Annotated in this window: 20 protein-coding genes and 2 tRNA genes; 5 read left to right on the top strand and 17 right to left on the bottom strand. The window is 44.5% G+C overall.

Annotated features, from left to right (window positions below; all coding sequences use genetic code 11):
* Window positions 1–17 precede the first annotated feature (17 nt).
* From AC58QC_RS09400 to AC58QC_RS09390, 3 genes are all read right to left on the bottom strand, one after another.
* Window positions 18–764, bottom strand: coding sequence for a stalk domain-containing protein (locus AC58QC_RS09400; protein WP_497414912.1), 747 nt, complete (start codon window positions 762–764; stop codon window positions 18–20).
* A gap of 81 nt (window positions 765–845) precedes the next feature.
* Complete coding sequence (locus AC58QC_RS09395) at window positions 846–1589, bottom strand: DUF1906 domain-containing protein (protein ID WP_497414911.1); 744 nt, start codon at window positions 1587–1589, stop codon at window positions 846–848.
* Between the two features lie 141 nt (window positions 1590–1730).
* Entirely contained in the window at window positions 1731–2009 is a 279-nt protein-coding gene (locus tag AC58QC_RS09390; RefSeq protein WP_497414910.1) for a DUF2277 domain-containing protein, read from the bottom strand.
* 183 nt (window positions 2010–2192) lie between these two features.
* Here AC58QC_RS09390 and AC58QC_RS09385 point away from each other — a divergent pair, with 183 nt between their 5' ends.
* The gene (locus AC58QC_RS09385) at window positions 2193–3824 is read left to right on the top strand and encodes an ATP-binding protein (protein ID WP_497414909.1); all 1632 of its coding nucleotides are present in this window, start codon (window positions 2193–2195) and stop codon (window positions 3822–3824) included.
* Between the two features lie 73 nt (window positions 3825–3897).
* On the opposite strand, the gene AC58QC_RS09380 is transcribed toward AC58QC_RS09385, so the two are convergent.
* The 5 genes from AC58QC_RS09380 to AC58QC_RS09360 are packed head-to-tail and all read right to left on the bottom strand — an operon-like array spanning window position 3898 to window position 8820.
* Entirely contained in the window at window positions 3898–4593 is a 696-nt protein-coding gene (locus tag AC58QC_RS09380) for a response regulator transcription factor (protein WP_497414908.1), read from the bottom strand.
* 17 nt (window positions 4594–4610) lie between these two features.
* Complete coding sequence (locus AC58QC_RS09375; protein WP_497414907.1) at window positions 4611–6035, bottom strand: sensor histidine kinase; 1425 nt, start codon at window positions 6033–6035, stop codon at window positions 4611–4613.
* 12 nt (window positions 6036–6047) lie between these two features.
* Window positions 6048–6800, bottom strand: a complete 753-nt coding sequence (locus AC58QC_RS09370; protein ID WP_497414906.1) for an ABC transporter permease — start codon at window positions 6798–6800, stop codon at window positions 6048–6050.
* Window positions 6787–7512 (bottom strand): ABC transporter ATP-binding protein, encoded by a 726-nt coding sequence (locus AC58QC_RS09365; protein ID WP_497414905.1) that lies wholly within the window; start codon window positions 7510–7512, stop codon window positions 6787–6789. Before AC58QC_RS09365 ends, AC58QC_RS09370 begins: the two co-directional genes overlap by 14 nt.
* Window positions 7513–7572: 60 nt before the next feature.
* Entirely contained in the window at window positions 7573–8820 is a 1248-nt protein-coding gene (locus AC58QC_RS09360) for a hypothetical protein (protein ID WP_497414904.1), read from the bottom strand.
* Between the two features lie 158 nt (window positions 8821–8978).
* On the opposite strand from AC58QC_RS09360, the gene AC58QC_RS09355 reads away from it, so the two are divergent.
* Entirely contained in the window at window positions 8979–9581 is a 603-nt protein-coding gene (locus AC58QC_RS09355; protein ID WP_497414903.1) for a hypothetical protein, read from the top strand.
* A 126-nt stretch (window positions 9582–9707) separates the two neighbouring features.
* On the opposite strand, the gene AC58QC_RS09350 is transcribed toward AC58QC_RS09355, so the two are convergent.
* The 3 genes from AC58QC_RS09350 to AC58QC_RS09340 all read right to left on the bottom strand — a co-directional run bounded on the left by AC58QC_RS09350 (window position 9708) and on the right by AC58QC_RS09340 (window position 10166).
* A tRNA-Ile gene (locus tag AC58QC_RS09350) sits at window positions 9708–9781 on the bottom strand.
* A gap of 10 nt (window positions 9782–9791) precedes the next feature.
* Window positions 9792–9868, bottom strand: a tRNA-Met gene (locus tag AC58QC_RS09345).
* A gap of 88 nt (window positions 9869–9956) precedes the next feature.
* Window positions 9957–10166 (bottom strand): hypothetical protein, encoded by a 210-nt coding sequence (locus tag AC58QC_RS09340; protein ID WP_497415175.1) that lies wholly within the window; start codon window positions 10164–10166, stop codon window positions 9957–9959.
* Between the two features lie 182 nt (window positions 10167–10348).
* Between AC58QC_RS09340 and AC58QC_RS09335 the strand changes: the two genes are divergently transcribed.
* Both AC58QC_RS09335 and AC58QC_RS09330 read left to right on the top strand, forming a co-directional pair.
* Window positions 10349–11743 (top strand): dipeptidase, encoded by a 1395-nt coding sequence (locus tag AC58QC_RS09335; RefSeq protein WP_497414902.1) that lies wholly within the window; start codon window positions 10349–10351, stop codon window positions 11741–11743.
* A 24-nt stretch (window positions 11744–11767) separates the two neighbouring features.
* The gene (locus tag AC58QC_RS09330; protein WP_497414901.1) at window positions 11768–12271 is read left to right on the top strand and encodes a GNAT family N-acetyltransferase; all 504 of its coding nucleotides are present in this window, start codon (window positions 11768–11770) and stop codon (window positions 12269–12271) included.
* A gap of 361 nt (window positions 12272–12632) precedes the next feature.
* On the opposite strand, the gene AC58QC_RS09325 is transcribed toward AC58QC_RS09330, so the two are convergent.
* Entirely contained in the window at window positions 12633–13028 is a 396-nt protein-coding gene (locus tag AC58QC_RS09325) for a RidA family protein (protein ID WP_497414900.1), read from the bottom strand.
* A 20-nt stretch (window positions 13029–13048) separates the two neighbouring features.
* The gene (gene dapA, locus AC58QC_RS09320; RefSeq protein WP_497414899.1) at window positions 13049–13933 is read right to left on the bottom strand and encodes a 4-hydroxy-tetrahydrodipicolinate synthase; all 885 of its coding nucleotides are present in this window, start codon (window positions 13931–13933) and stop codon (window positions 13049–13051) included.
* Window positions 13934–14045: 112 nt separating this feature from the next.
* Between dapA and AC58QC_RS09315 the strand changes: the two genes are divergently transcribed.
* Window positions 14046–14930, top strand: a complete 885-nt coding sequence (locus AC58QC_RS09315; RefSeq protein WP_497414898.1) for a LysR family transcriptional regulator — start codon at window positions 14046–14048, stop codon at window positions 14928–14930.
* 235 nt (window positions 14931–15165) lie between these two features.
* Here AC58QC_RS09315 and pyrE read toward each other — a convergent pair whose 3' ends face one another.
* The 4 genes from pyrE to carA are packed head-to-tail and all read right to left on the bottom strand — an operon-like array spanning window position 15166 to window position 20963.
* Complete coding sequence (gene pyrE, locus AC58QC_RS09310) at window positions 15166–15807, bottom strand: orotate phosphoribosyltransferase (protein ID WP_497414897.1); 642 nt, start codon at window positions 15805–15807, stop codon at window positions 15166–15168.
* A 43-nt stretch (window positions 15808–15850) separates the two neighbouring features.
* Window positions 15851–16579 carry an orotidine-5'-phosphate decarboxylase gene (pyrF, locus tag AC58QC_RS09305; RefSeq protein WP_497414896.1) on the bottom strand — a complete coding sequence of 243 codons (729 nt, stop codon included), beginning with the start codon at window positions 16577–16579 and terminating at the stop codon, window positions 15851–15853.
* A 15-nt stretch (window positions 16580–16594) separates the two neighbouring features.
* Window positions 16595–19804, bottom strand: coding sequence for a carbamoyl-phosphate synthase large subunit (carB, locus tag AC58QC_RS09300; protein WP_497414895.1), 3210 nt, complete (start codon window positions 19802–19804; stop codon window positions 16595–16597).
* On the bottom strand, window positions 19791–20963 hold the full coding sequence (carA, locus tag AC58QC_RS09295; protein ID WP_497414894.1) for a glutamine-hydrolyzing carbamoyl-phosphate synthase small subunit: 1173 nt from the start codon (window positions 20961–20963) through the stop codon (window positions 19791–19793). The genes carB and carA overlap by 14 nt, the downstream gene beginning before the upstream one ends.
* Between the last annotated feature and the right edge of the window lie 14 nt (window positions 20964–20977).

Genomic DNA, 20977 nt, shown 5'->3' with positions numbered 1-20977 from the left:
GCAGCCGGGCTTTATTTTTATTTGACCGTGATTTTACCTTGCATGAAATCCTTATGGGGTTCACAGAAATACGAATACACACCAGGGGTTGTTAGTGTAATACTCTCAGATTCGCCTGTACCGAGCAGCGAAGTTCGGAAGCTGCCATCGTCAGCCACAGCATTATGCTTAACCTTGTCTTTATTCGTAAATACAATCGAGGATCCTGCTTCAACCGTCAAATCACTATCGCTATATGCGAATCCTTCGATATTTATGTAGTAGGTTTTCCCGATTTTTTGTCCGGAATCTCCCGTAATTAAGTTAACAGATCTGGTGGCAGGATCATATTGAACGACAACTCCGAATACTTCAGCCAGAAACCGAGAATGAACGAAAGATGAGCTGTTAATTAACTGTGCTGGACCAACCATCGTAACTTTAGAGCCATCTACATCTGCTTCTGAAGATCCAATCATGAGCTTGACTGTTTTGGTGCCTTTTTTCACTGTAACCATTTGGTTATTCGGATCATAACCGACTTCCCCGCCAATCCCTTCTGCAAAAGCTCGATAAGGAACAAACAATGAATTATCAATCAAATATGATTCATCAAGTGCCATCGTTTTACCATCCAAAGTGATCTTCATATCCGATTTCGTCGGTTGCTCATAGGCCACTTTCCCCATCGGCATGACCATCCCATGATCCTGTGCAGAAGCTGGAACAATTCCGGTTAGGAGCAAACCCAAACTGACCACTGCAGCAACTATACTTTTTTTCATAACCCAAATCCTCCTTCAATCTAGTTCATTACCAATAGAGTATACGTACTGAAGGAGGATTTGGTTTACTTTGATTCACAATTATTGCAAGGATTGACCAGATGCCTTTCGTAATTCATTGGCAAGTCGATGAAATTCGTCTTGCGCAAGCTTGGAGGAAGTCGCCATATAACCAGCTGACAGGAAAGGGATAATCGCATTAGCATCATTTACACTAAGTGAATAGCTTGGCGGTTCTGGCGTCACCAGTGTATTCCACCAGCCTTCATTCCCATACGATTCATCATGGTCAATCGCAATACCATTCACCATCACATCATTTAAATATTGATAAATTTGGATAAACGTTGATTTCTTCCCTGCACTCCAAGCATAGGTTTGCCAGAAATGAGAGCAAGCGCCTGCAGCTTTTACTGCCTCCATCACGGCAAACGAACCATACACACCCGTTGTGAACGCTGGTATAACTTCACTTGCAGCTTTAATATAAGCTATAACCGTTGGCATTTGCGCAGATGAAACATCAAAATCAACAGCAAAATAAATACAGCTGCCTTCCGGCTGACCTACTTTTGATGCAACTTGTAAGGCAGTGGCCCCGTCTGCCAATCCGGCACTTCTTCCCCCAAGCGCACGACTCGCAGTTGTCTCAAAAACAGAAACCAACTGTAACCCAGCTCCACTAACCGCGTCAGCCTCTGATTTCGTTAATGCTTTTGCACCACTTGGCACCAAGTATCTGGCGACAAATGTATAACCTTGTCCGACGAAAGCAGCCGCTCCTTGTGCCGTAAGCGGTGTTGAACAATCAAACCCTTTCGTCACTAGCAATCACCTACTTTCCATTTAGTATATTCATAGCTTATGCAAAAAGAGAATCACCCGACACCACCTGGAAACTAGGGGCTTGTTTCGGGCACGAAAAAAGGCTTCTCTCCGGAGAGAAAAGCCCATTCCTTCTATTTTTCAAATCTCTTTCGTACTAAATCGGATCGCATTTCGTTCTTTGGCGCGCTGCGCTTCGACCTCACGATTACGAGGCTCAGCATGGGTAACCAAGGAATCCAATAGCTTTTGCGCTGCCACTGCAACATCTTGAACAGCCTGCTGGAATGCAGCTTCATTCGCTTTGGAAGGATCCGTAAACCCAGAGATCTTACGCACAAATTGCAGCGACGCCGCTCTAATTTCATCTTCCGTCACTGTCGGTTCATAGTTGAAAAGCGGTTTGATATTTCGGCACATAACGTACTCCCTCTAACAAGCTGATTTCATTTTCAATATAATAGATGTAAGGTGTTTTTACAAGATTGCGCACATTTACAATTTATTCATTTTCCAAAAGCATTAATAGTAAGAATTATATGGAAATCGTGATCTCTCAGGTTTATGATAGAATGGAATAATAATGATAATAACTAGATACGGGTGAGTATATTGTTTCTTTATGACTACATTGTTAATCTCTCCATTTTTTCACTCTTGGTCAGTACGCCCTTAGTAATCCGTTCATACATAAACTATCAGCCACTTAAGCCGTTGCGTCTTTGGGTAGGAATTTACGGGGGGCTTGTTTCTATTATCCTCGTGATTTTATCGGTCAAGCAGCAAGGCTTTTCTTACGACATCCGATATGCCCCTGTCATTCTAGTTTTTGCCTATCTTGGTCCGGTGGCGGGATTGATTACTGGTTTTTTATCCTTACTTGCAAGGCTGTATTCAGGTGGAAATTGGCCACCAGCCATTGTTGGTTGGGCATTAATCATGTTCGCATTCTCAGTCTTACATGCCTATATCTCCTATCTCACACCATTTAAAAAAAGCGCTGCCCTTTTTGGAGCATATATTGCTCTCTACATGTTCACCGTATATTCTTTTCATATTTTAAATGATCAGCCACTCTTTCACCTGCAGTATTTATTGTTTGTCATGTTAGGTGTAATCCTAGGGGCCTTACTCATTGAATCCAATGAGAGACTCCGTAGAATCATCACTGAAAAAAAGCACTTCGAGAAGACACTGGAAGCAAGTGAATCCAAATATCGACTCATTGCTGAGAATACTTCTGACCTGATCATGGTTATGGATAAAGATCATTCAATCAGTTACTTTTCTCCTTCCCATGAGGTCGTTCTGGGGTATCAAGGTTTCATACTGGAAGGCACTGAGTTATGTAAGTTCGTTCATCCAGATGATGTGGGAATGTTTAAGGATACAATAAATAGCATGTTTGAGAATATGGAATCGCACTCCATGGAATTTCGGTTTAAACACAAAGAAGGCCGTTGGATAGAATTTGAATCCCGTTGTATGCCGGTTAAGAGGGATGGAGGTCATATTGCTCATATCGTTATTATCAGCCGAGATATCTCCGAACGTAAAAAAGCAGAAGAGTTCCTTTTACAGTCTGAGAAGCTCTCCATTGTCGGGGAGATGGCAGCAGGAGTGGCACATGAAATTCGAAATCCCCTCACAACCATCAAAGGATTTCTTCAGATTTACAAAAGGGAGGACCCTTCGACAAAGTATAATGATCTGCTCCTTAGTGAGCTGGAGCGTATTGAAAACATTACTAGTGAACTTCTTTCTTTGGCAAAACCCCAAGCTGTTCAACTTATCCGTACGGATATAAAAGAATTGATTGTTTATACGATCGAGTTTCTCTCTCCTCAGGCACTTTTGCGCAATATTGAATTTAAACTGTTTTGCGAGGAACCCACTTTACCAATTACATGCGAAAAGAATCAATTAAAACAGGTCTTTCTCAATATTTTGAAGAACGCCATAGAGTCCATGCCTAACGGCGGGGAGATTCACATCAGCTTGCGAAAAGAAACGGAAGATGAGTGTGTAATTTTTGTGAAAGATCAAGGTTGTGGGATACCTGAGGAGCTGCTTCCTCGTTTGGGTCAGCCTTTTTATAGCTTGAAAGAAAAGGGGACAGGGCTCGGGCTTATGATCAGTCACAAGATTATTAAACAACACCATGGCAGTATTACATATCGAAGTAAAGTAAATGAAGGGACCTTAATTGAAATTAGGATACCGTTGATAAGATGAGGGATTTGGCACACTTGTTCGAATCCAAATGAAGCCCGAGGGATAGCATCCCCGGGCTTTTTCGTTTTACACCTTAAACCATAAACCTGTACCCCGATCCCCAAACCGTTCCTATGTACTGGGGCTTAGATGGGATTTCCTCGATCTTCTCTCTGATTCTGGCAATATGAACCGTTACCGTAGAAGCGTCGCTCATCGCATCCATCCCCCAGATCCGCTCAAATAGTTCTTCCTTGCCAAATACCCGATTGGGATGCTGTAAAAGGAACAGGAGCAAATCATATTCCTTCTGGGCCAGAACAACTTCATTCCCGTTCATAAAAACTCTTCTGGCATCCTTTTGAATCTCAAGGCCCCTAATCTGGATCGTGCTACCCTCATTCCCCTTCCCAAACCGTTCTTTCATCCTCTCGAACTTTTTCAGATGAGCACCAACCCGTGCTACCAGCTCACCCGAGCTGAAAGGCTTGGTAATATAATCGTCCGCACCGAGGCCTAAACCGTTAATTTTATAAATTTCCTCTGCTCTCGCTGATACCAAAAGCACAGGAATATCATCCTGCTCACGTACTATTCTCAACACTTCAAACCCATCCATATCTGGCAGCATGATATCTAAGATAACAAGCTGAAACCCTTCCTCTTTCATAGCTCTCAAACCCTCTGTGCCGCTGTTCACGATCTTAACCGAGTAACCGCTCAACTCAAGATAATCTTTTTGCAGATTGGCAATACTTTGGTCATCTTCAACAATCAAAATTCTACTCATCATAACCTCCAGACATGTTAGAACTTCTTAAGAGATATCATGATCCCTGTTCCCTCACCTACAGCGCTTTTAGCCCATATTTTCCCGTCGTGACCTTCGATAATTTGCTTTGCTATAGCTAGACCCAGTCCGCTTCCGCTTTTTCTTGAAGGATCTACCTGATAAAATCGTTCAAATATGAAAGGAAGCTTGTCCTCGGGTATTCCGTTTCCATTGTCTTTAATTTCAATAATTGCAGATGATCTAGTTTCCCTTAGTATGATGTCAATCTTTCCATTTGCTTTTCCGACATACGTCATCGCATTGTCAATAATGTTTTGCACGACCCTCTTTAATCTTTCGCCATCAATTAACACTTTGACTGGCTCTTTTAATTCATTTATTAATGATATGGATATATTAGCTTTTTCACATTCATATTTATGATCTGCGACGCAATCCTCGAAATAACTCGCCAAATCACTCTTTTCAAAATGGTAAGGAAGCTGGTTCAAATCGAGCTTTGAATATAAAAGAAGATCATCAATCATCGCATTTACCAAAATAGCCTTGGATCGGGCTGTTTCCAGATACTCCTCCATTTTCTCAGGCGTCTTGGCAACCCCATCAATAATGCCTTCGATATATCCTTTAATGGAAGTCACAGGCGTCTTTAAGTCATGAGAAATACTTGAAACAAGAAACTTCCGATTATCATCATATTTCTGCTGTAAATAGACAGACTCCTTCAACTTAATCCGCATTAACTCCAAGGTTTTGCCTAATTCCCGTATTTCACCCTCGCCATCTTCTGAAATTTCGCCGCTGAGATCGCCTTCCCTAATTTTGATCGCAGCATCCTTTAATCTGGAGATTGGTATAATAATATCTCGCGAGAACTTATAGGAAATCCAAAAATTCATCAGCAAAAAAACAACCGTGAAAAAACTGATCGTAAATATGCCCAGCAGCCAATATAAGTTTGTATTTACCTTGATTGGCGCAAGCAACAGCAGAATCCCAGAATCGCCAGACGGGAGTTTGTAATCCGCGCGGTTAAACATATACGTTTTGCCATCAAGCTCGATCTCATCTCGATTAGCCTCGCTGGACAGCATTAAGCTTTTCTCGATATCTATCTTATTAAAATTGTGAGTGGCGAACAAAACCTCTCTATTGACAATAAGGACGGCACTGGCATCCAAAACGTTCACACGGTCAGAGAGCTCTTGTTGATATTTCTTATCCAACAGCTGCTCGAACCCCAAGGTCTGCGCCTCCCTTTTGATCTCACTGATCGCTGCCCTGACCTCGAATGCCTTTTGAAACTCCTTCATACTGGCTTCGCGTCCAAAAACTTTTGTATAAGCAGCAACAAAAATAATAACGGCCAGGATTGTCAAACCAATGGAAAGCAGCACAGCTAGCGTATTCATTGTGAAAAAACGTTTCGTTAAGTGCATGTATATTCCTTTCTATATGTCCTTCCTGTCAAACAAGTAATACCCCGTTGTAAATAACATGATACCACAACCGGCCATGATTAGAATCTGGCGGCCTATTTTGAAGATATTGATCGATTCAGAAATCCAGAGGGTATACCAATCAAACATCGAAGTGATAAAAAAGCTCGAATAAGATGAGAATACAATGCCTAGAAAATTAAATCCAATAAACACAAGAATGGAGAGGAAAAATACGGCTAGTCCTCCCTGAATTAGATTGGATAACAGCACGACAATAAGCGCAAACACAAACACAGGAAAAAAAGTTAAGCCATATGACACGATTACCTTTACGATCCCAACCAAACTAGCGGACGAAGGATTGAATATAAACCCAGCCAGTAGCGAAAGAACCATAATAAACAAAAGGTTACCTGCAATAAATAGAGCTAAATTCAAAACCTTTGCGCTAAAAACACCGAATCTGGAGACCGGTCTTAAAAGAGTTATTTTCATCGTATTCGATGAGGACTCACCGTTGAACATATCGATCGCTACAAAAACTGCAAACAAAGGTAAAAGCGTATAAGCAATAAACGTCAGTACCGCTATTGGAAATTCAACACTACCTACAACTCTTAATCCAAGGCCATGTTTAATCGTCGTTACAGCAATTTGACCGATCATGACGGCAAGAATGGATAATATCGCGGCTGCCATTATTTTTTTCTTTTTAAGCAGCTTCACCGCTTCATTCATAAACGCAGCTTTAAACCCTACCATTCCTGTCCACCTCACTAACAAAATAATTCTCAAGCGACGAATAAAAAGAGAGAATATTTTGGGTATATTCTACGTTAACTAGCTTGCCTCCGTAAATAATCCCGATTCTCGTGCACGTCAATTCCACATCGTGAATCAAGTGGCTGGAAATAAAAAAAGTTGTACCTTCCTGGGAAAGGTGTTTGATCAACTTCCTCATCTCCAGCATCCCTTCTACATCCAGTCCGTTTAAAGGCTCGTCCAAAATCAACAGTTTCGGTCTAGATAGAATCGCCGCCGCTATCCCCAGTCTTTGTTTCATCCCGAGCGAAAATTTTTGTGATTTCTCATTTTTATATTTCAGCATCCCCGTGATTTCAAGACATTCATCAATTCTTCGCTGATCGATTTCAGGATAGAATCTTGCAAACAGTCTCAAGTTTTCATTTGCCGTCAAATACGGATACGATTCCGCTGTTTCAATGATACAGCCCACATGTTTCATTGCATTGACATAGTCTTCTGCAACGCTCGCTCCAAAGATCTTCACATCGCCTCGATCCGGCTTCATAAGTCCTGTTATCATCTTCATAGCTGTCGTCTTCCCTGCACCATTGGGTCCTAGAAAACCGAATATATCACCTTGATTTACTTCTAAGTTCAACTCGCTGATTCCCCGACCATTCGTAAATGACTTGGTTAAGTCCGTTATTTCAATCGCCTTGACTGTCAATTCATCATCTCCCTAAAAATGCTCAGGAAGCAGCTATCCGCCGCCTCCTGAGAATCATTTCTATTCAAATACGCGTCTAAATTCTCCGTCATAATAAGGCTTCATACTAGATTTGTACGAGTTTTTATCTATAACACCTATATTCATTTCAAAATAAATCTTGCCAGCAGAGTTTGGATGAATCATGCCATTTTTCTGCTCACCCTTCACATCTGTGTAAGTAAACGTTGGAGATGTCCCTGGATTGTATTCAAAGTTAAATGCATCCTTGTTTGGATACTCGCTCTCAAAACCAGGATAAACAGTTTCTGAATACTTGCCTGTCACTTTATCTCCGTCTACACTTGTAACTTCAACCGTTCTCTCACCAATCTTCACGAATTTACCGTCTTTGTCCATAATGATATCATTTTTATAGGTACCCACATATTTGCTGCTGAATCCGCCGGAACGATTGATCTTTTCTACCTTTGCAGTAGCTAGATCAGGCATAGTAATCTTCGTGCTGCCGATCTCAGAAAGCTTGACCATGACATTGAGTTTTAAGTCATGCTGAACGCCATTTTTATCTTTTCCTGAAAGTGTTATATCACCTGTCACACTTTCCAGATAACCAGCTTTATTTTCAATCGCCGTACCTACAACCTTTTTCACAAAAACATCGCTCTCTATCGCTGGTAAATCTCTCTCATTATCCAGCATCTGTTTGAAACCGAATGAGGAGACTGCATTCACGATGGCCGGCACTTGTGCCTCGGACAAACTTCCCGAATACACTTTTCCGCCATCCGTGCCTTCCTCTACTTGTACATAATCTTTCAAAGAGCCAACCACAGCGTCAACTATTTTCTCTACCTCGGATGCACCATTTTCTTTAAAAGGGTTTCTGAATTCCGCTGGACCTTTACGGTCACGGATCACATCAGCCGGATATTCCATTATGTAATACGTATTATCCGGACCGTTTTTAGAAATGGATTGCTTCTTGTCGGCATACGTATATCTGGAGGTCGTTTCACCCTTGGCGTTTTTCGTTACCTCGTTATCCTCTTTCACTTGATTTACCGTATCCATTTTCATGAAACTGGACGATTGAAGCAAAATTTGATCATTATCTTTCAGTGTATACATCGTCTCGACCGTATAGTTGTTTAGACCATTTTCCATCACAGACGCCGTATTTTTCACTGAATCCTTCAACCGGTCATACCCGGATCCAAGCAACGCATCAGCGAATGCGGTAGATACAAATAGACAGGCTCCAAGCGTAAATGAAAGTACAGTAACTGATTTTTTGCTAAGTTTCATCTCTCTTCTCCTTTAAAAAATAATTTGCGGGAAACGTTTCCTTACTAGTTATTTTATTATACGCTTATTGAATCCATCTAAATGGATTATTAACAAAGTATTAACTCTTTCCTTGACTGCGTAGATTCAAAATTTAAATGTTAGGAGTCTGATTAAAGATGAGTAATTTTGTGAAACTGCCTAAAGCTGCTGTCCTTGGGGCTGCAAATGGTGTAATGTTCATGACTTTTTTTGGAGCGCTTTGGGCTTCCATTGGTATTATTGGTTCAAATGAGCTTGGAGCTCCATGGCCACTTGTTCTTTCTGCTATTGTGACATTCATACTATTGATCGGAGCCATTTCGCTTTTTGGTAAATCTCGAAACATGAACAATGCTATAACACCGAAAGAAAGGGAACATTGGAAACAAACAAATCGAAAATTTGGCTTGATCTTTGGTCTAGAAGGTCTTGCGATCTTCATTGCAAGTGTGATTTGTAATAAACTCGATCATTTTGAAGTCTTTTTTCCTATCATGGCGATCATTGTTGGTATTCACTTCTTTCCGTTAGCTCAATTGTTTCGAGAAAAATTTTATTATGGTACAGGTATAGTGCTCTGTATGTTAGGCATTATTTCTTTATTTTTACCAATCAACGCCACGATCGGCAATGTATCTCTGGTTGCAATGTCTACTTTTATCGGTTTTGGCTCATCTATAACGCTATGGGTGACAGGTTTGAGAATCTGGATAACCATACTTAAACAATTGAAAAAATAATAAATCATGCACTGTGCACAAACGTACACAAGCCCCTCATTTCCATCACTACCATGATGAGAACGAGGGGCTTGTTGTGTCCCTAAAATAAATAAAAACCCTTATATATAAAGGGTTTACGTACTATGGGCCCAGAGGGACTCGAACCCCCGACCAATCGGTTATGAGCCGACCGCTCTAACCAACTGAGCTATAGGCCCTAATGAAATTTGGTTGCGGGGGCAGGATTTGAACCTGCGGCCTTCGGGTTATGAGCCCGACGAGCTACCGAGCTGCTCCACCCCGCGTCATGAGTGCCGCTTAACAGCGACAAAAATAAATATACACTAACGGCGCAGGCTTAGTCAAGCGTTAATTTATACATATTCAGTTCAATTACGTGTTATACCTGACGCCAAAGCGCCCTTTTTTCGACTTATAAACCTCAACTTCCTGCGGGCACTCATACCCATAGATCCACCAATCTTCTTCCATTCGTTTCGCTAAACAGCCTGCTTGAAACTTCGAATCGTATAATTTCGCCCAATATATCCAGTTCATATTCATCACTCCAATATAGTTGATCGTTACCTCTAGCTTATCCATAATTAGGTTCTCTTATTAGCAACCGTAGTTCCTCCATGTCCGACTTCCCAAAAGGGCAAATCTTTTTTGACCATATGACAAATAAAATGTGACGGTTTGCAGGAATAGCAGGAATTTACCTGCTTTTGGGGAAGTTAAGTGATGTAGACTATTTGGCAGTAGAAAAAAAGGAGAGTACAACCATGATTGAAACAATCAAAAGCTATCTACAAACGCATAGGGATGAACATATAGAGGAACTCTTGGCGTTTTTACGAATTCCAAGCATTAGTGCCGTAGCCCAGCACCAACCGGATATGCTCCGATGCGCCGAGTGGACTGCTCAGTCATTGAAACAGGCAGGTCTTGAAAATATTGAAATCTTGCCAACGAAAGGTCATCCCGTGGTTTACGCGGATTGGTTACATGCCCCAGGCAAGCCGACGGTTCTGATTTATGGCCATTATGATGTGCAACCTGCTGAGCCCTTAGAGCTGTGGGAAACGCCCCCTTTTGAGCCGATCATTCGTGATAATAAGTTGTTCGGACGTGGCAGTACGGATGATAAAGGCCAACTACTGCTGTATGTAAAGGTTGTTGAAGCATTCCTCCAAACACTCGGGACGCTTCCCGTTAATGTGAAATTCTGCATCGAAGGTGAAGAAGAAATTGCGAGTAAGAACCTCCCTGCTTTTGTTGAAGCTCATGCAGCTAAATTGCAGGCCGATTCCATCGTATTATCCGACACGCAAATGCATGGACCTGGTAAGCCAGCACTTATGTATGGGCTGCGTGGCTTAGCTGGATTCGAAATCACCATCGATGGTGCCAATAGCGATCTGCATTCGGGACTTTTCGGGGGTGCGGTACAGAACCCGATACACGCTTTGTCCAAGCTGCTAAGCTCCTTCCATGATGAAGAGGGTCGGGTAGCGGTAAAAGGCTTTTATGACCGTGTCATTGCTCTTTCGGACAAAGAGCGCGAAGCGTTTAAGCAAGTTGAACCTGATGAGAACAAGGTTCGCACGAATTTAAACGTAACGGATCTGTACGGAGAGAAAGGCTTCTCCTTCTATGAGCAAACGACTTCCCGACCTACACTCGAAATCACATCAGTTAGCGGCGGTTTCCAAGGTGAAGGGATCAAACCGATCATTCCGAATCGAGCTACAGCTAAAATCGCCTGTCGCCTAGTCGCTGCGCAGGTGCCTGAGGAGATCATGGATTTGGTCGAAGCCCATATTCATGCACAGTCACTTCCAGGCGTCTCCATTAAGTTGGACCGACAATTGCGAGGTAATCCTTTTATCACGCCGATTGATGAGCCTGTTATGGTTGCGGCAGCGGAAGCTTACGAGGAAACCTTCGGTGAATGGCCGGTATATACGCGCAGCGGTGGGTCAATTCCGATTGTTGAGGTATTAGGTCGTGTATTGGATGCACCTGTGGTGCTGATGGGCTTTGGATTGCCTGGGGAGAACCTGCATGCACCGAATGAGCATTTCCATTTGATGAATTGGGACAATGGAACAGAGACGATCAGCCGATATTGGTTGAAGCTTGCTGCACTTACTGAGAGTTCAACTGAATCTAACTAACCTAGAGCAAAAGGAGTCATTTCTATGGGGAAGCAATTACATATCCGCGATGCGCAATTGGAAGATTTAGCTGAAATCGTACGCATCTACAATTCAACGATCGCAGGACGCATGGTCACTGCAGATACGGAACCTGTCACAACAGAATCACGTGAGCGCTGGTTTCATGAACACTCTTCCGATTTCCGCCCACTATGGGTGCTGGAAAATGAGAGCAGTATCTGTGGCTGGCTGAGCTTCCAGTCCTTCTATGGACGTCCTGCCTATAACGCAACTGCGGAAGTCAGTATTTATGTGGATGAAGCTTATCGCGGCCAAGGCATTGGACGCTACTTGATGGAACATGCACTTGATGTGAGTCCCAAACTTGGACTAAAATCACTGCTAGGCTTTATTTTCGGCCACAACGAGCCGAGTCTGCAGCTTTTCCGCAAATTTGGCTTCACCAATTGGGCGCATCTGCCTGGCGTAGCCGAGTTGGACGGCGTAGAGCGTGATTTGATCATTTTGGGCAAACGCGTAGGCTAATGGTCATTAGCTAAATCAAAATGAAAAAGCGTTACTTCTCTCAAGATTGCGATATCGACATCGCGATGCTTGAGGATGTAGCGCTTTTTTTGTTGATTGCCTAGAGTAACCATAGGTTACTTGTGTGATCCCAACTTAGCTGTAAAAACTAGAGTTATTTCAAGCAATTTCCTTCTCATATTAGAAATAAATGGAATTGGCACAGCTAATTCGGTGCAATAAGCTCTATCTGCTCTAATGAACTAAAATTAACTGTACTATTTCCATTTATTTGTTAAAAACAGATGTAATGGCTGAATTTAGATGGAGAAAATCCATTTAGATATATGTAGCGACTGGATGCTCAACCACCACTTACAACTCACAACTCCCGCTGCGCCACAACAGCCTCCACCTCGATCTCAATCAACAATTGCGGGTCAATCAGCGCCTTCACTTCAACCATCGTCGCCACAGGCTGCACATCTCGGAAATACTCCCCATGTGCCCGACCGAACTCTTCCCACAATGAAATATCAGTCACATACATGCGGGTTCGAATTACATCACTTAACTGTGAACCGAGATCTTGAAGCGCATGCTCAATCGTTTGAAGAATGAACCGCGCTTGCTCGTAGGCATCGCCTACACCAACAACCTCCCCATCCTTCATCGCAGTTGTCCCTGCCACCTCGATCCGATCGCCAACACGAATGGCTCGGCAATAACCGACCACTGGCTCCCAAGGTGAGCCTGTAAACACTCTAGTTCGATTCATTACATGATCGCTCCTTGCTTTTATATATAGGCTGCTAATTTCGCTTGTAAGCCTTCCGTCACTGGTAAAAGTGGCAAACGTAATGCACCTGAGCCAATGACGCCTTGTTGATGAAGCAGCCATTTGATCGGAGCTGGATTCGGCTCTTCAAAAAGCAAACGAACAAGCGGTAGCAGCTCCTCAAATTCTTCTCGGCTTTGCTCATGTGCCCCGCCAACGAAACTCCGCATAAACGATACAAAACGCTCAGTCTCCACATTCGCTGAAGCACTCATCACACCTTTCGCTCCTGCTTGCAGCGCAGCATACAACAACGTGTCTTCGCCGCAGAGAACAGGCTTTGTGCCAAGTCGCGTCAACTCCGTAACTAGCCTCGTGTTAGGTGTACTATCTTTCATGCCGATGACACCGTCGATGTCGAGAATCCTTCGCACGGTATCGAGCTCCAACGTCACCCCTGTACGATGCGGTACATCATACAAAATCACTGGCACCCCCACTCGCGCAACACGTCGGAAATGCTCTATTATCCCTTGCTGGCTAGGCCGGTTGTAATAAGGAACTACAACTAACGCAGCCTCTGCTCCTAGCTCTCCAGCTTGCTCTGTTTTTCTAACCGTCGATAACGTATCATTGGTGCCTGTTCCTACAATCAGCGGTACCTGTACATGTGCTGCGTCTCGAGCGGCTTGTGCGGTAGCGAACAAGACCCCAAGCTCGTCTTTCGTAATGGTTGGCGATTCCCCAGTTGTCCCATTAACAACCAACCCGTCTATTTCATCTTGAAACAAGTTATATGCCTGATTATAAAAGGATGCAGCATCCACTTCAAATTCCTCATCAAAAGGGGTGATGATCGGTACATAAATCCCCTGTAGGTCTTGTTCTTTTAGCAAAATAACCATCTCCCTGCCTCGTTTGTTTGTACATTTACTTTAGCATGGAACTATCCATCACAGTTAGCTATAATAAATGATAGGACTCATCAAAAATATTGATATTAAAGCGAGGCTATACATGGATCTGACGTATTTCCGTACCTTTCGAGAGGTTGCCCGCAGGAAAAGCTTCACACGTGCAGCAGAGGAATTGGGCTATGCCCAATCCAGCATTACGATGCAAATTCAAAAGCTGGAACGTGAGTACGGTGTTCCCCTATTTGAACGGTATGGACGACAGTTACGTCTTACGCCACCTGGAGAAAGCTTGCTCGTGCTAACGCAGCAAATGCTGGAGCTCTATGATCAATCCAAGGAAATGATAGCCCATCAAGTTAGCGGAACTTTGACAATCGGTACAATTAACTCCCTGGCAGCCTACTTTTTACCTCCTTTTCTCCATGAATTAAAGCAACTTTATCCTGGGCTTAATATCCAGCTTTTCCCTGACAGTGAGGCCTCCATCCTTACCAAGGTTAAAGAAGGCGATTATGATATTGGACTTCTGTTAGATCAATATCCAGCAGATCCCACACTCGCATGTACAAGTGTTAGAGAAGAACAGCTTGTCTTCATTGCTCCACTGGAGCACCCATTAGCTCAGCAAAGCCATATTCAGCTTGCCGACCTAGGGAACACGGAATTCATCGTCACGGAGGAAGGCTGTATCTATCGAGGGAAGTTCGAAAGGCTTCTGAAAGAGAATGCTGTCGCCCTACAAATCGGTTTCGAATTGGGCAATGTAGAAACGATTAAACATTGTGTTATGAGCGGGTTAGGGGTAGCCCTGTTGCCACGGATCACGGTAGCTAGTGAACTCGCACAAGGCAAGCTCGTACAGCTCCCATTTACGCATACACAGCTGTCTATGGACTTACAGCTGGTACTTCACCCGAAAAAGTGGATGTCACAACCCCTGCAAGCGTTCATTCAATTGCTCACTAAGCAACAACCGATGAATTGAACAAAAAAAAAAGCTCACCTTTGTGAAAAGGTAGAGCTTCTTCTTATTTTAGACGCGAATATCAAGATTAGCACCCAAATGCGGCGCCGCTGGAGCGGTAACCTGCGCTTGGTTCTTCGCGAAATCTTGTATCAATGTGGTAGCTAAGCTTGCCTGCTTGCAGGATTAACCAAGCACTCTTTTAGTAAAGAAGAATCCTTCGCATTTCGTCAATTCTCGTCACTGTGGTAACAAGTTATACGCCGTACGCAGCAGGATTTACTCTCCATGAACGCAGAAGTTCCATATCAGCCTGCTGGATCTTTCCTTTTTCCAACGCAACCTCAAGCAAGGTCGAGTAGTTAGACAGGGTGTGAAGTGGCATTTCTGCCGCCGCGAATGCATCGGTTGCTTTATCCAGCTGATAGGAGAAAATCGCTAGTACGCCAAGTGCTTCAGCTCCCGCATCTTTCACGGCAACCGCCGCTTTCAGCGAGCTTCCACCTGTGGAAATCAAGTCTTCGATGACGATGACTTTTTGACCTGGTTTCACAGAACCTTCAATCAGGTTCTCTTTGCCATGCCCCTTTGCTTTATCGCGAATGTAGATCATTGGAAGACCTAGCTTTTGAGCTACCCAAGCTGCATGAGGAATCCCAGCAGTAGCTGTTCCTGCAACAACCTCAGCTTCAGGGAATTTCTCCTTGATCAATTCGACGAAGCCATCGGCAATCGCTTCACGAATTGCGGGGTGTGACATGGTCAAACGATTATCACAATAAATGGGAGACTTGAGTCCCGATGTCCATGTAAAAGGCTGTTGCGGACGAAGTGCCACCGCTTCAATATCTAATAATGACGCTGCAATATGCTGCGCGATTGTTTCGAGCTTACTCATACCTCACCGTTCCTTTCAAAGTTAGATCGAACAGCCCATAAATCTACACGATTGATTCGATAATCGTTTCAATCGCTGCTCTTGGGTCCGCTGCGCCCGTGATCGGTCGCCCGATCACGACGTAGTCCGTCCCCTGAGCGAACGCCTCAGCCGGCGTCATGATGCGCGACTGGTCGCCCACGTCAGCCCCCGCCGGGCGGATGCCTGGCGTCACCGTGACGAAGCCGTCACCGCACGCCGCCTTTATCGCCGTCACCTCAAGCGGTGACGCGACAACCCCTTGAAGCCCCGCGGCTTGCGCCAAGCGGGCATACCGAATGACGGCCTGCTCGGTCGTACCGGCAAGGCCGATCTCGTCATTCAGCACCTGCTGTGAGGTGCTGGTTAATTGCGTTACGCCGATCACGATCGGGCGTGCTGCTCCTAAGGCTAGCCCCTTGTCGACACCCTCCAAGGCGGCTTCCATCATGATCTTGCCTCCAGCTGCATGCACATTGAACACATCAACCCCTAGTCGCGTCACGCTCTCCGCGCCGCCCTTCACCGTGTTCGGAATGTCATGCATCTTCACGTCGAGGAACACCTTATAGCCGCGATCCTTCAGACTCGCGACAAAGGTAGGACCTGCAGCATAAAACAGCTGCATTCCTACCTTTACATAACAGGGAATGCCTTCGAGCTGCTTAAGCAGCCCTTCAGCACTTTCTGCATTCGCGTAGTCCAAGGCGACCATGATGCGTCCGGTAACATCGTTTCGAGTTAACGTACTCATGTGTGGCACCATCCTTTAGACATGTATTGGCATTGCACGTGAGGAGAAGTTAATTGCTTCAAGCATATTCACAAGCGCTCTTACTGTATCGAGGGATGTCATACAAACAACACCGTTCTCTACAGCTTCACGACGAATACGGAATCCGTCACGCTCAGGCGTTTTGCCCTTAGTCAGTGTGTTCACAACAAACTGAGCATCACCGCTGCGGATGAGGTCAAGAATGTTCGGTGAACCTTCGCTTAGCTTGTTCACAGTCGTTACTGGAAGACCTGCTTGTGCAATCGCGTCGGCAGTTCCACCTGTTGCAATGATTTTGTAGCCTAGACGATAGAAGCCTTTCAAGATTTCAATCGCTTCTTCTTTATCTTTATCCGCTACGGTTACCACGACGGAACCAGCAGCAGGAATCTTCATACCAGCACCGATAAGACCTTTGTAAAGGGCTTTTGCAAAATTAACATCACGACCCATTACCTCACCTGTGGACTTCATTTCAGGTCCGAGTGTAGTATCTACACGGCGCAGCTTCGCGAAGGAGAAGACCGGAACTTTAACCGAAACGTATTTATCTTCTGGCCATAGTCCGCCTTGGTAGCCCATATCGGCAAGTGATTGCCCCATGATCACGCGTGTTGCCACATTCGCCATTGGAATGTTCGTCACTTTGCTTAAGAAAGGAACCGTTCTGGAGGAACGTGGGTTAACCTCGATGACATACACTTGATCATTTGAGATAACGAACTGGATGTTCACAAGACCAACAACATTGAGTTCTAGACCAATTTTCGTCGTGATATCGATAATTTGTTGCTTGATCTCATCTGAGATCGATTGTGGCGGATAGACTGCGATCGAGTCACCGGAGTGAACCCCTGCGCGTTCCACGTGTTCCATAATCCCTGGGATCAGAACCGTTTCTCTATCGCAAATTGCGTCAACCTCTACCTCTTTACCCAGCATGTAACGGTCGATAAGGACTGGATGCTCTGGGTTAATTTTCACGGCATATTCCATGTAGCTCAAGAGCTCTTCATCGGAGTATACAATTTCCATAGCGCGTCCACCTAGAACATAGGAAGGGCGAACGATAACCGGATATCCGAACTTCGCTGCTGTACCAACCGCTTGATCGACAGATGTTACGGTGCCGCCTGGAGGTTGTGCAACCGAAATTTTGCTTAGTAGAGCTTCGAATTTCTTACGATCTTCTGCTGTATCAATACTTTCTAGGTCTGAACCTAGAATGCGTACGCCAGCTTTATGCAAAGGTGCAGCCAAGTTAATCGCTGTTTGTCCACCGAATTGAACGATAACGCCGATCGGATTCTCACGCTCAATTACATTCATAACATCTTCGAAGAACAAAGGCTCGAAGTACAAGCGATCCGACGTATTGAAATCTGTTGAAACTGTTTCTGGATTGTTATTGATGATTACTGCTTCATAGCCAGCAGCTTGAATCGCCCATACCGCATGAACCGTAGAGTAATCGAACTCGATTCCTTGACCGATACGAATTGGACCCGATCCTAGAACAACAACTTTCTCTTTCGTTGTTTCCGTTACTTCATCTTCTTGCTCATAAGTAGAGTAGTAGTAAGGCGTAGAAGCTTCGAACTCCGCTGCACACGTATCTACCATTTTGTAAACTGGCTTGATGTTTTGTTGCAAACGGAATGTTCTTACGTCCGCTTCTTTCGTGAAGGTCGAGCAGCCTGCCAATGTACGAATTTCCGCAACAGCACGGTCTGTGAAGCCTTTACGCTTGATTTCGAAGATAAGCTCAGCCGTTAAATCATTCGCTGCAATTTCCTTTTCATACGTGATCAATGCACTTAATTTATTCAGGAACCACCAGTCAATTTTCGTCAAATTTTGCAGTTGCTCCACGGTATATCCTCTGCGGAACGCTTCTGCTAATAAGAACAGTCGCTCATCATCTGGTTTTACTAAACGTAGTTCTAATGTTTCTTTATCTAGTAAATCCGTTTCTTTCAAGAAAAAGCGGTGAACACCGATTTCAAGTGAACGAATCGCTTTGTGAATGGACTCTTCGAACGTACGGCCAATCGCCATAACTTCGCCAGTCGCTTTCATTTGTGTTCCTAGCTTACGGTTAGCTGCTGTAAATTTATCGAACGGCCAGCGTGGAATTTTGGAAACGATGTAATCCAGTGCCGGCTCGAAGCATGCATAGGTCTGACCCGTAACTGGGTTAACTAGCTCATCAAGCGTGTAGCCAATCGCAATTTTCGCTGCCATTTTCGCAATTGGATAGCCAGTTGCTTTGGAAGCAAGCGCAGAAGAGCGACTTACACGCGGGTTAACTTCGATGACGTAATATTGGAAGCTATGTGGATCTAGTGCGTATTGAACGTTACATCCGCCTTCGATGTTCAGGGCACGAATGATTTTCAGAGATGCGGAACGCAGCATTTGATACTCACGGTCCGACAATGTTTGGCTAGGTGCTACAACGATACTGTCGCCAGTATGTACGCCTACTGGATCAAAGTTCTCCATGTTACATACCACAATACAGTTGTCGTTCGCATCACGCATTACTTCGTACTCGACTTCTTTCATACCCGCGATACTGCGCTCTACGAGACACTGACCGATTGGGCTGTAACGAATTCCCGAAGCTACGATTTCTGTTAGCTCTTCCATCGTGTTACAAATACCGCCGCCTGTTCCACCTAGTGTGTAGGCAGGACGGATGATAATTGGGAAGCCGATTTCATTTGCAAAATCAACTGCTTGAGCTACTGTCGTTACGATAACGCTATCTGGAACTGGTTGTTCTAGTTCTCTCATCAAGTCTCTGAAAAGGTCACGATCTTCCGCTTTCTCAATCGCAGTAAGCTGTGTTCCTAGAAGCTTAACGTTCTCACTCTCTAGAACGCCTGCACGTGCAAGTTCAACAGCCATGTTAAGACCCGTTTGTCCACCTAGGGTTGGAAGCAAACCATCTGGACGTTCTTGACGAATGATTTGCGTAACGAACTCAAGCGTGATCGGCTCGATGTATACTTTATCAGCCATGTTTGTATCTGTCATGATCGTAGCTGGGTTGCTGTTGATCAGGATTACTTCCATGCCTTCTTCTTTCAATGCTTGACAAGCTTGTGTACCGGCATAATCGAACTCCGCCGCTTGACCAATTACGATCGGACCGGAACCGATAACGAGAATCTTTTTGAGTGTATTATTTTTTGGCATATTGCAGTTCCTCCTTCACAGATGTCGATGCCGTGGAAGCATTCCACTGAGCAAGCATTTGCGCTTGGCGCGGCTGCTGTGGGTTATCTAGCTTGTGCTGACGAATCAGCGAGATGAAATCATCGAACAGGTAGCTGGAGTCAAAAGGTCCAGGTGCTGCCTCTGGGTGGTATTGCACTGAGAATGCTGGGTATTGCTTATGGCGTAAGCCTTCGATCGTGCGATCGTTATTGTTAATGTGCGTCACTTCAAGGTTTGTTCCTTGGATGGATTCTTCCTTAACTGTGTAGCCATGGTTTTGCGATGTAATGTAGCAGCGTCCGGAGATCAGATCCTTAACCGGGTGGTTACCGCCGCGATGACCGAACTTCAATTTATCTGTATCCGCGCCGCAAGCAAGTGCGAACAATTGGTGACCCAAGCAAATTCCGAACAATGGAATGTCGCCAAGCAGGCCTTTGATCATTTCAACCGCGTAAGGAACATCCTTCGGATCCCCAGGGCCATTGGAAAGCAATACGCCATCTGGTGCAAGGCGGCGAATTTGTTCAGCAGTTGCATTATGAGGAACTACAACTACATCACAATCACGCTTGCTAAGATCGCGGATAATTCCGCTTTTAGCTCCGAAATCGACTAGAACGACACGCTCTTTGTGTCCAGGAGCACCGAACACACTTTTCGTAGAAACGCGGGAAACTTGATCTGTCATGAGCGGCGTGTTTTTAAGAGTTGCCATCAATTCTTCAACGGATTTATTGGAAGTTGTAAGGATACTTTTCATTACGCCATAATGACGAAGTTTACGAGTCAACATGCGTGTATCAATACCGCTGATGCCCACGATGCCGTATTCTTTCAGAAGGCTGCCAAGTGTGTATTGCGCTCTCCAGTTACTTGGAATTTCTTCATGCTCACGCACAACAAAGCCATGGATAAAAGGACGTACGGACTCGAAATCATCACGAATCACGCCGTAATTCCCTATCAATGGATAGGTCATCGTTACGATTTGTCCACAGTAGGAAGGATCCGATAGCACCTCTTGATAACCTGTAATCCCTGTATTGAATACAACCTCGCCGACGGATTCACCTTCACTACCGAACGATTTTCCTGTAAAAAGAGTGCCGTCTTCCAGCAACAATCTTGCCTGCATGTTCTTTCAACTCC

The sequence above is a fragment of the Paenibacillus sp. J22P51 genome (genome assembly GCF_059692215.1).
Note: the sequence above shows the minus strand (reverse complement) of the source record. Positions and strands in the feature narration are given on the sequence as shown.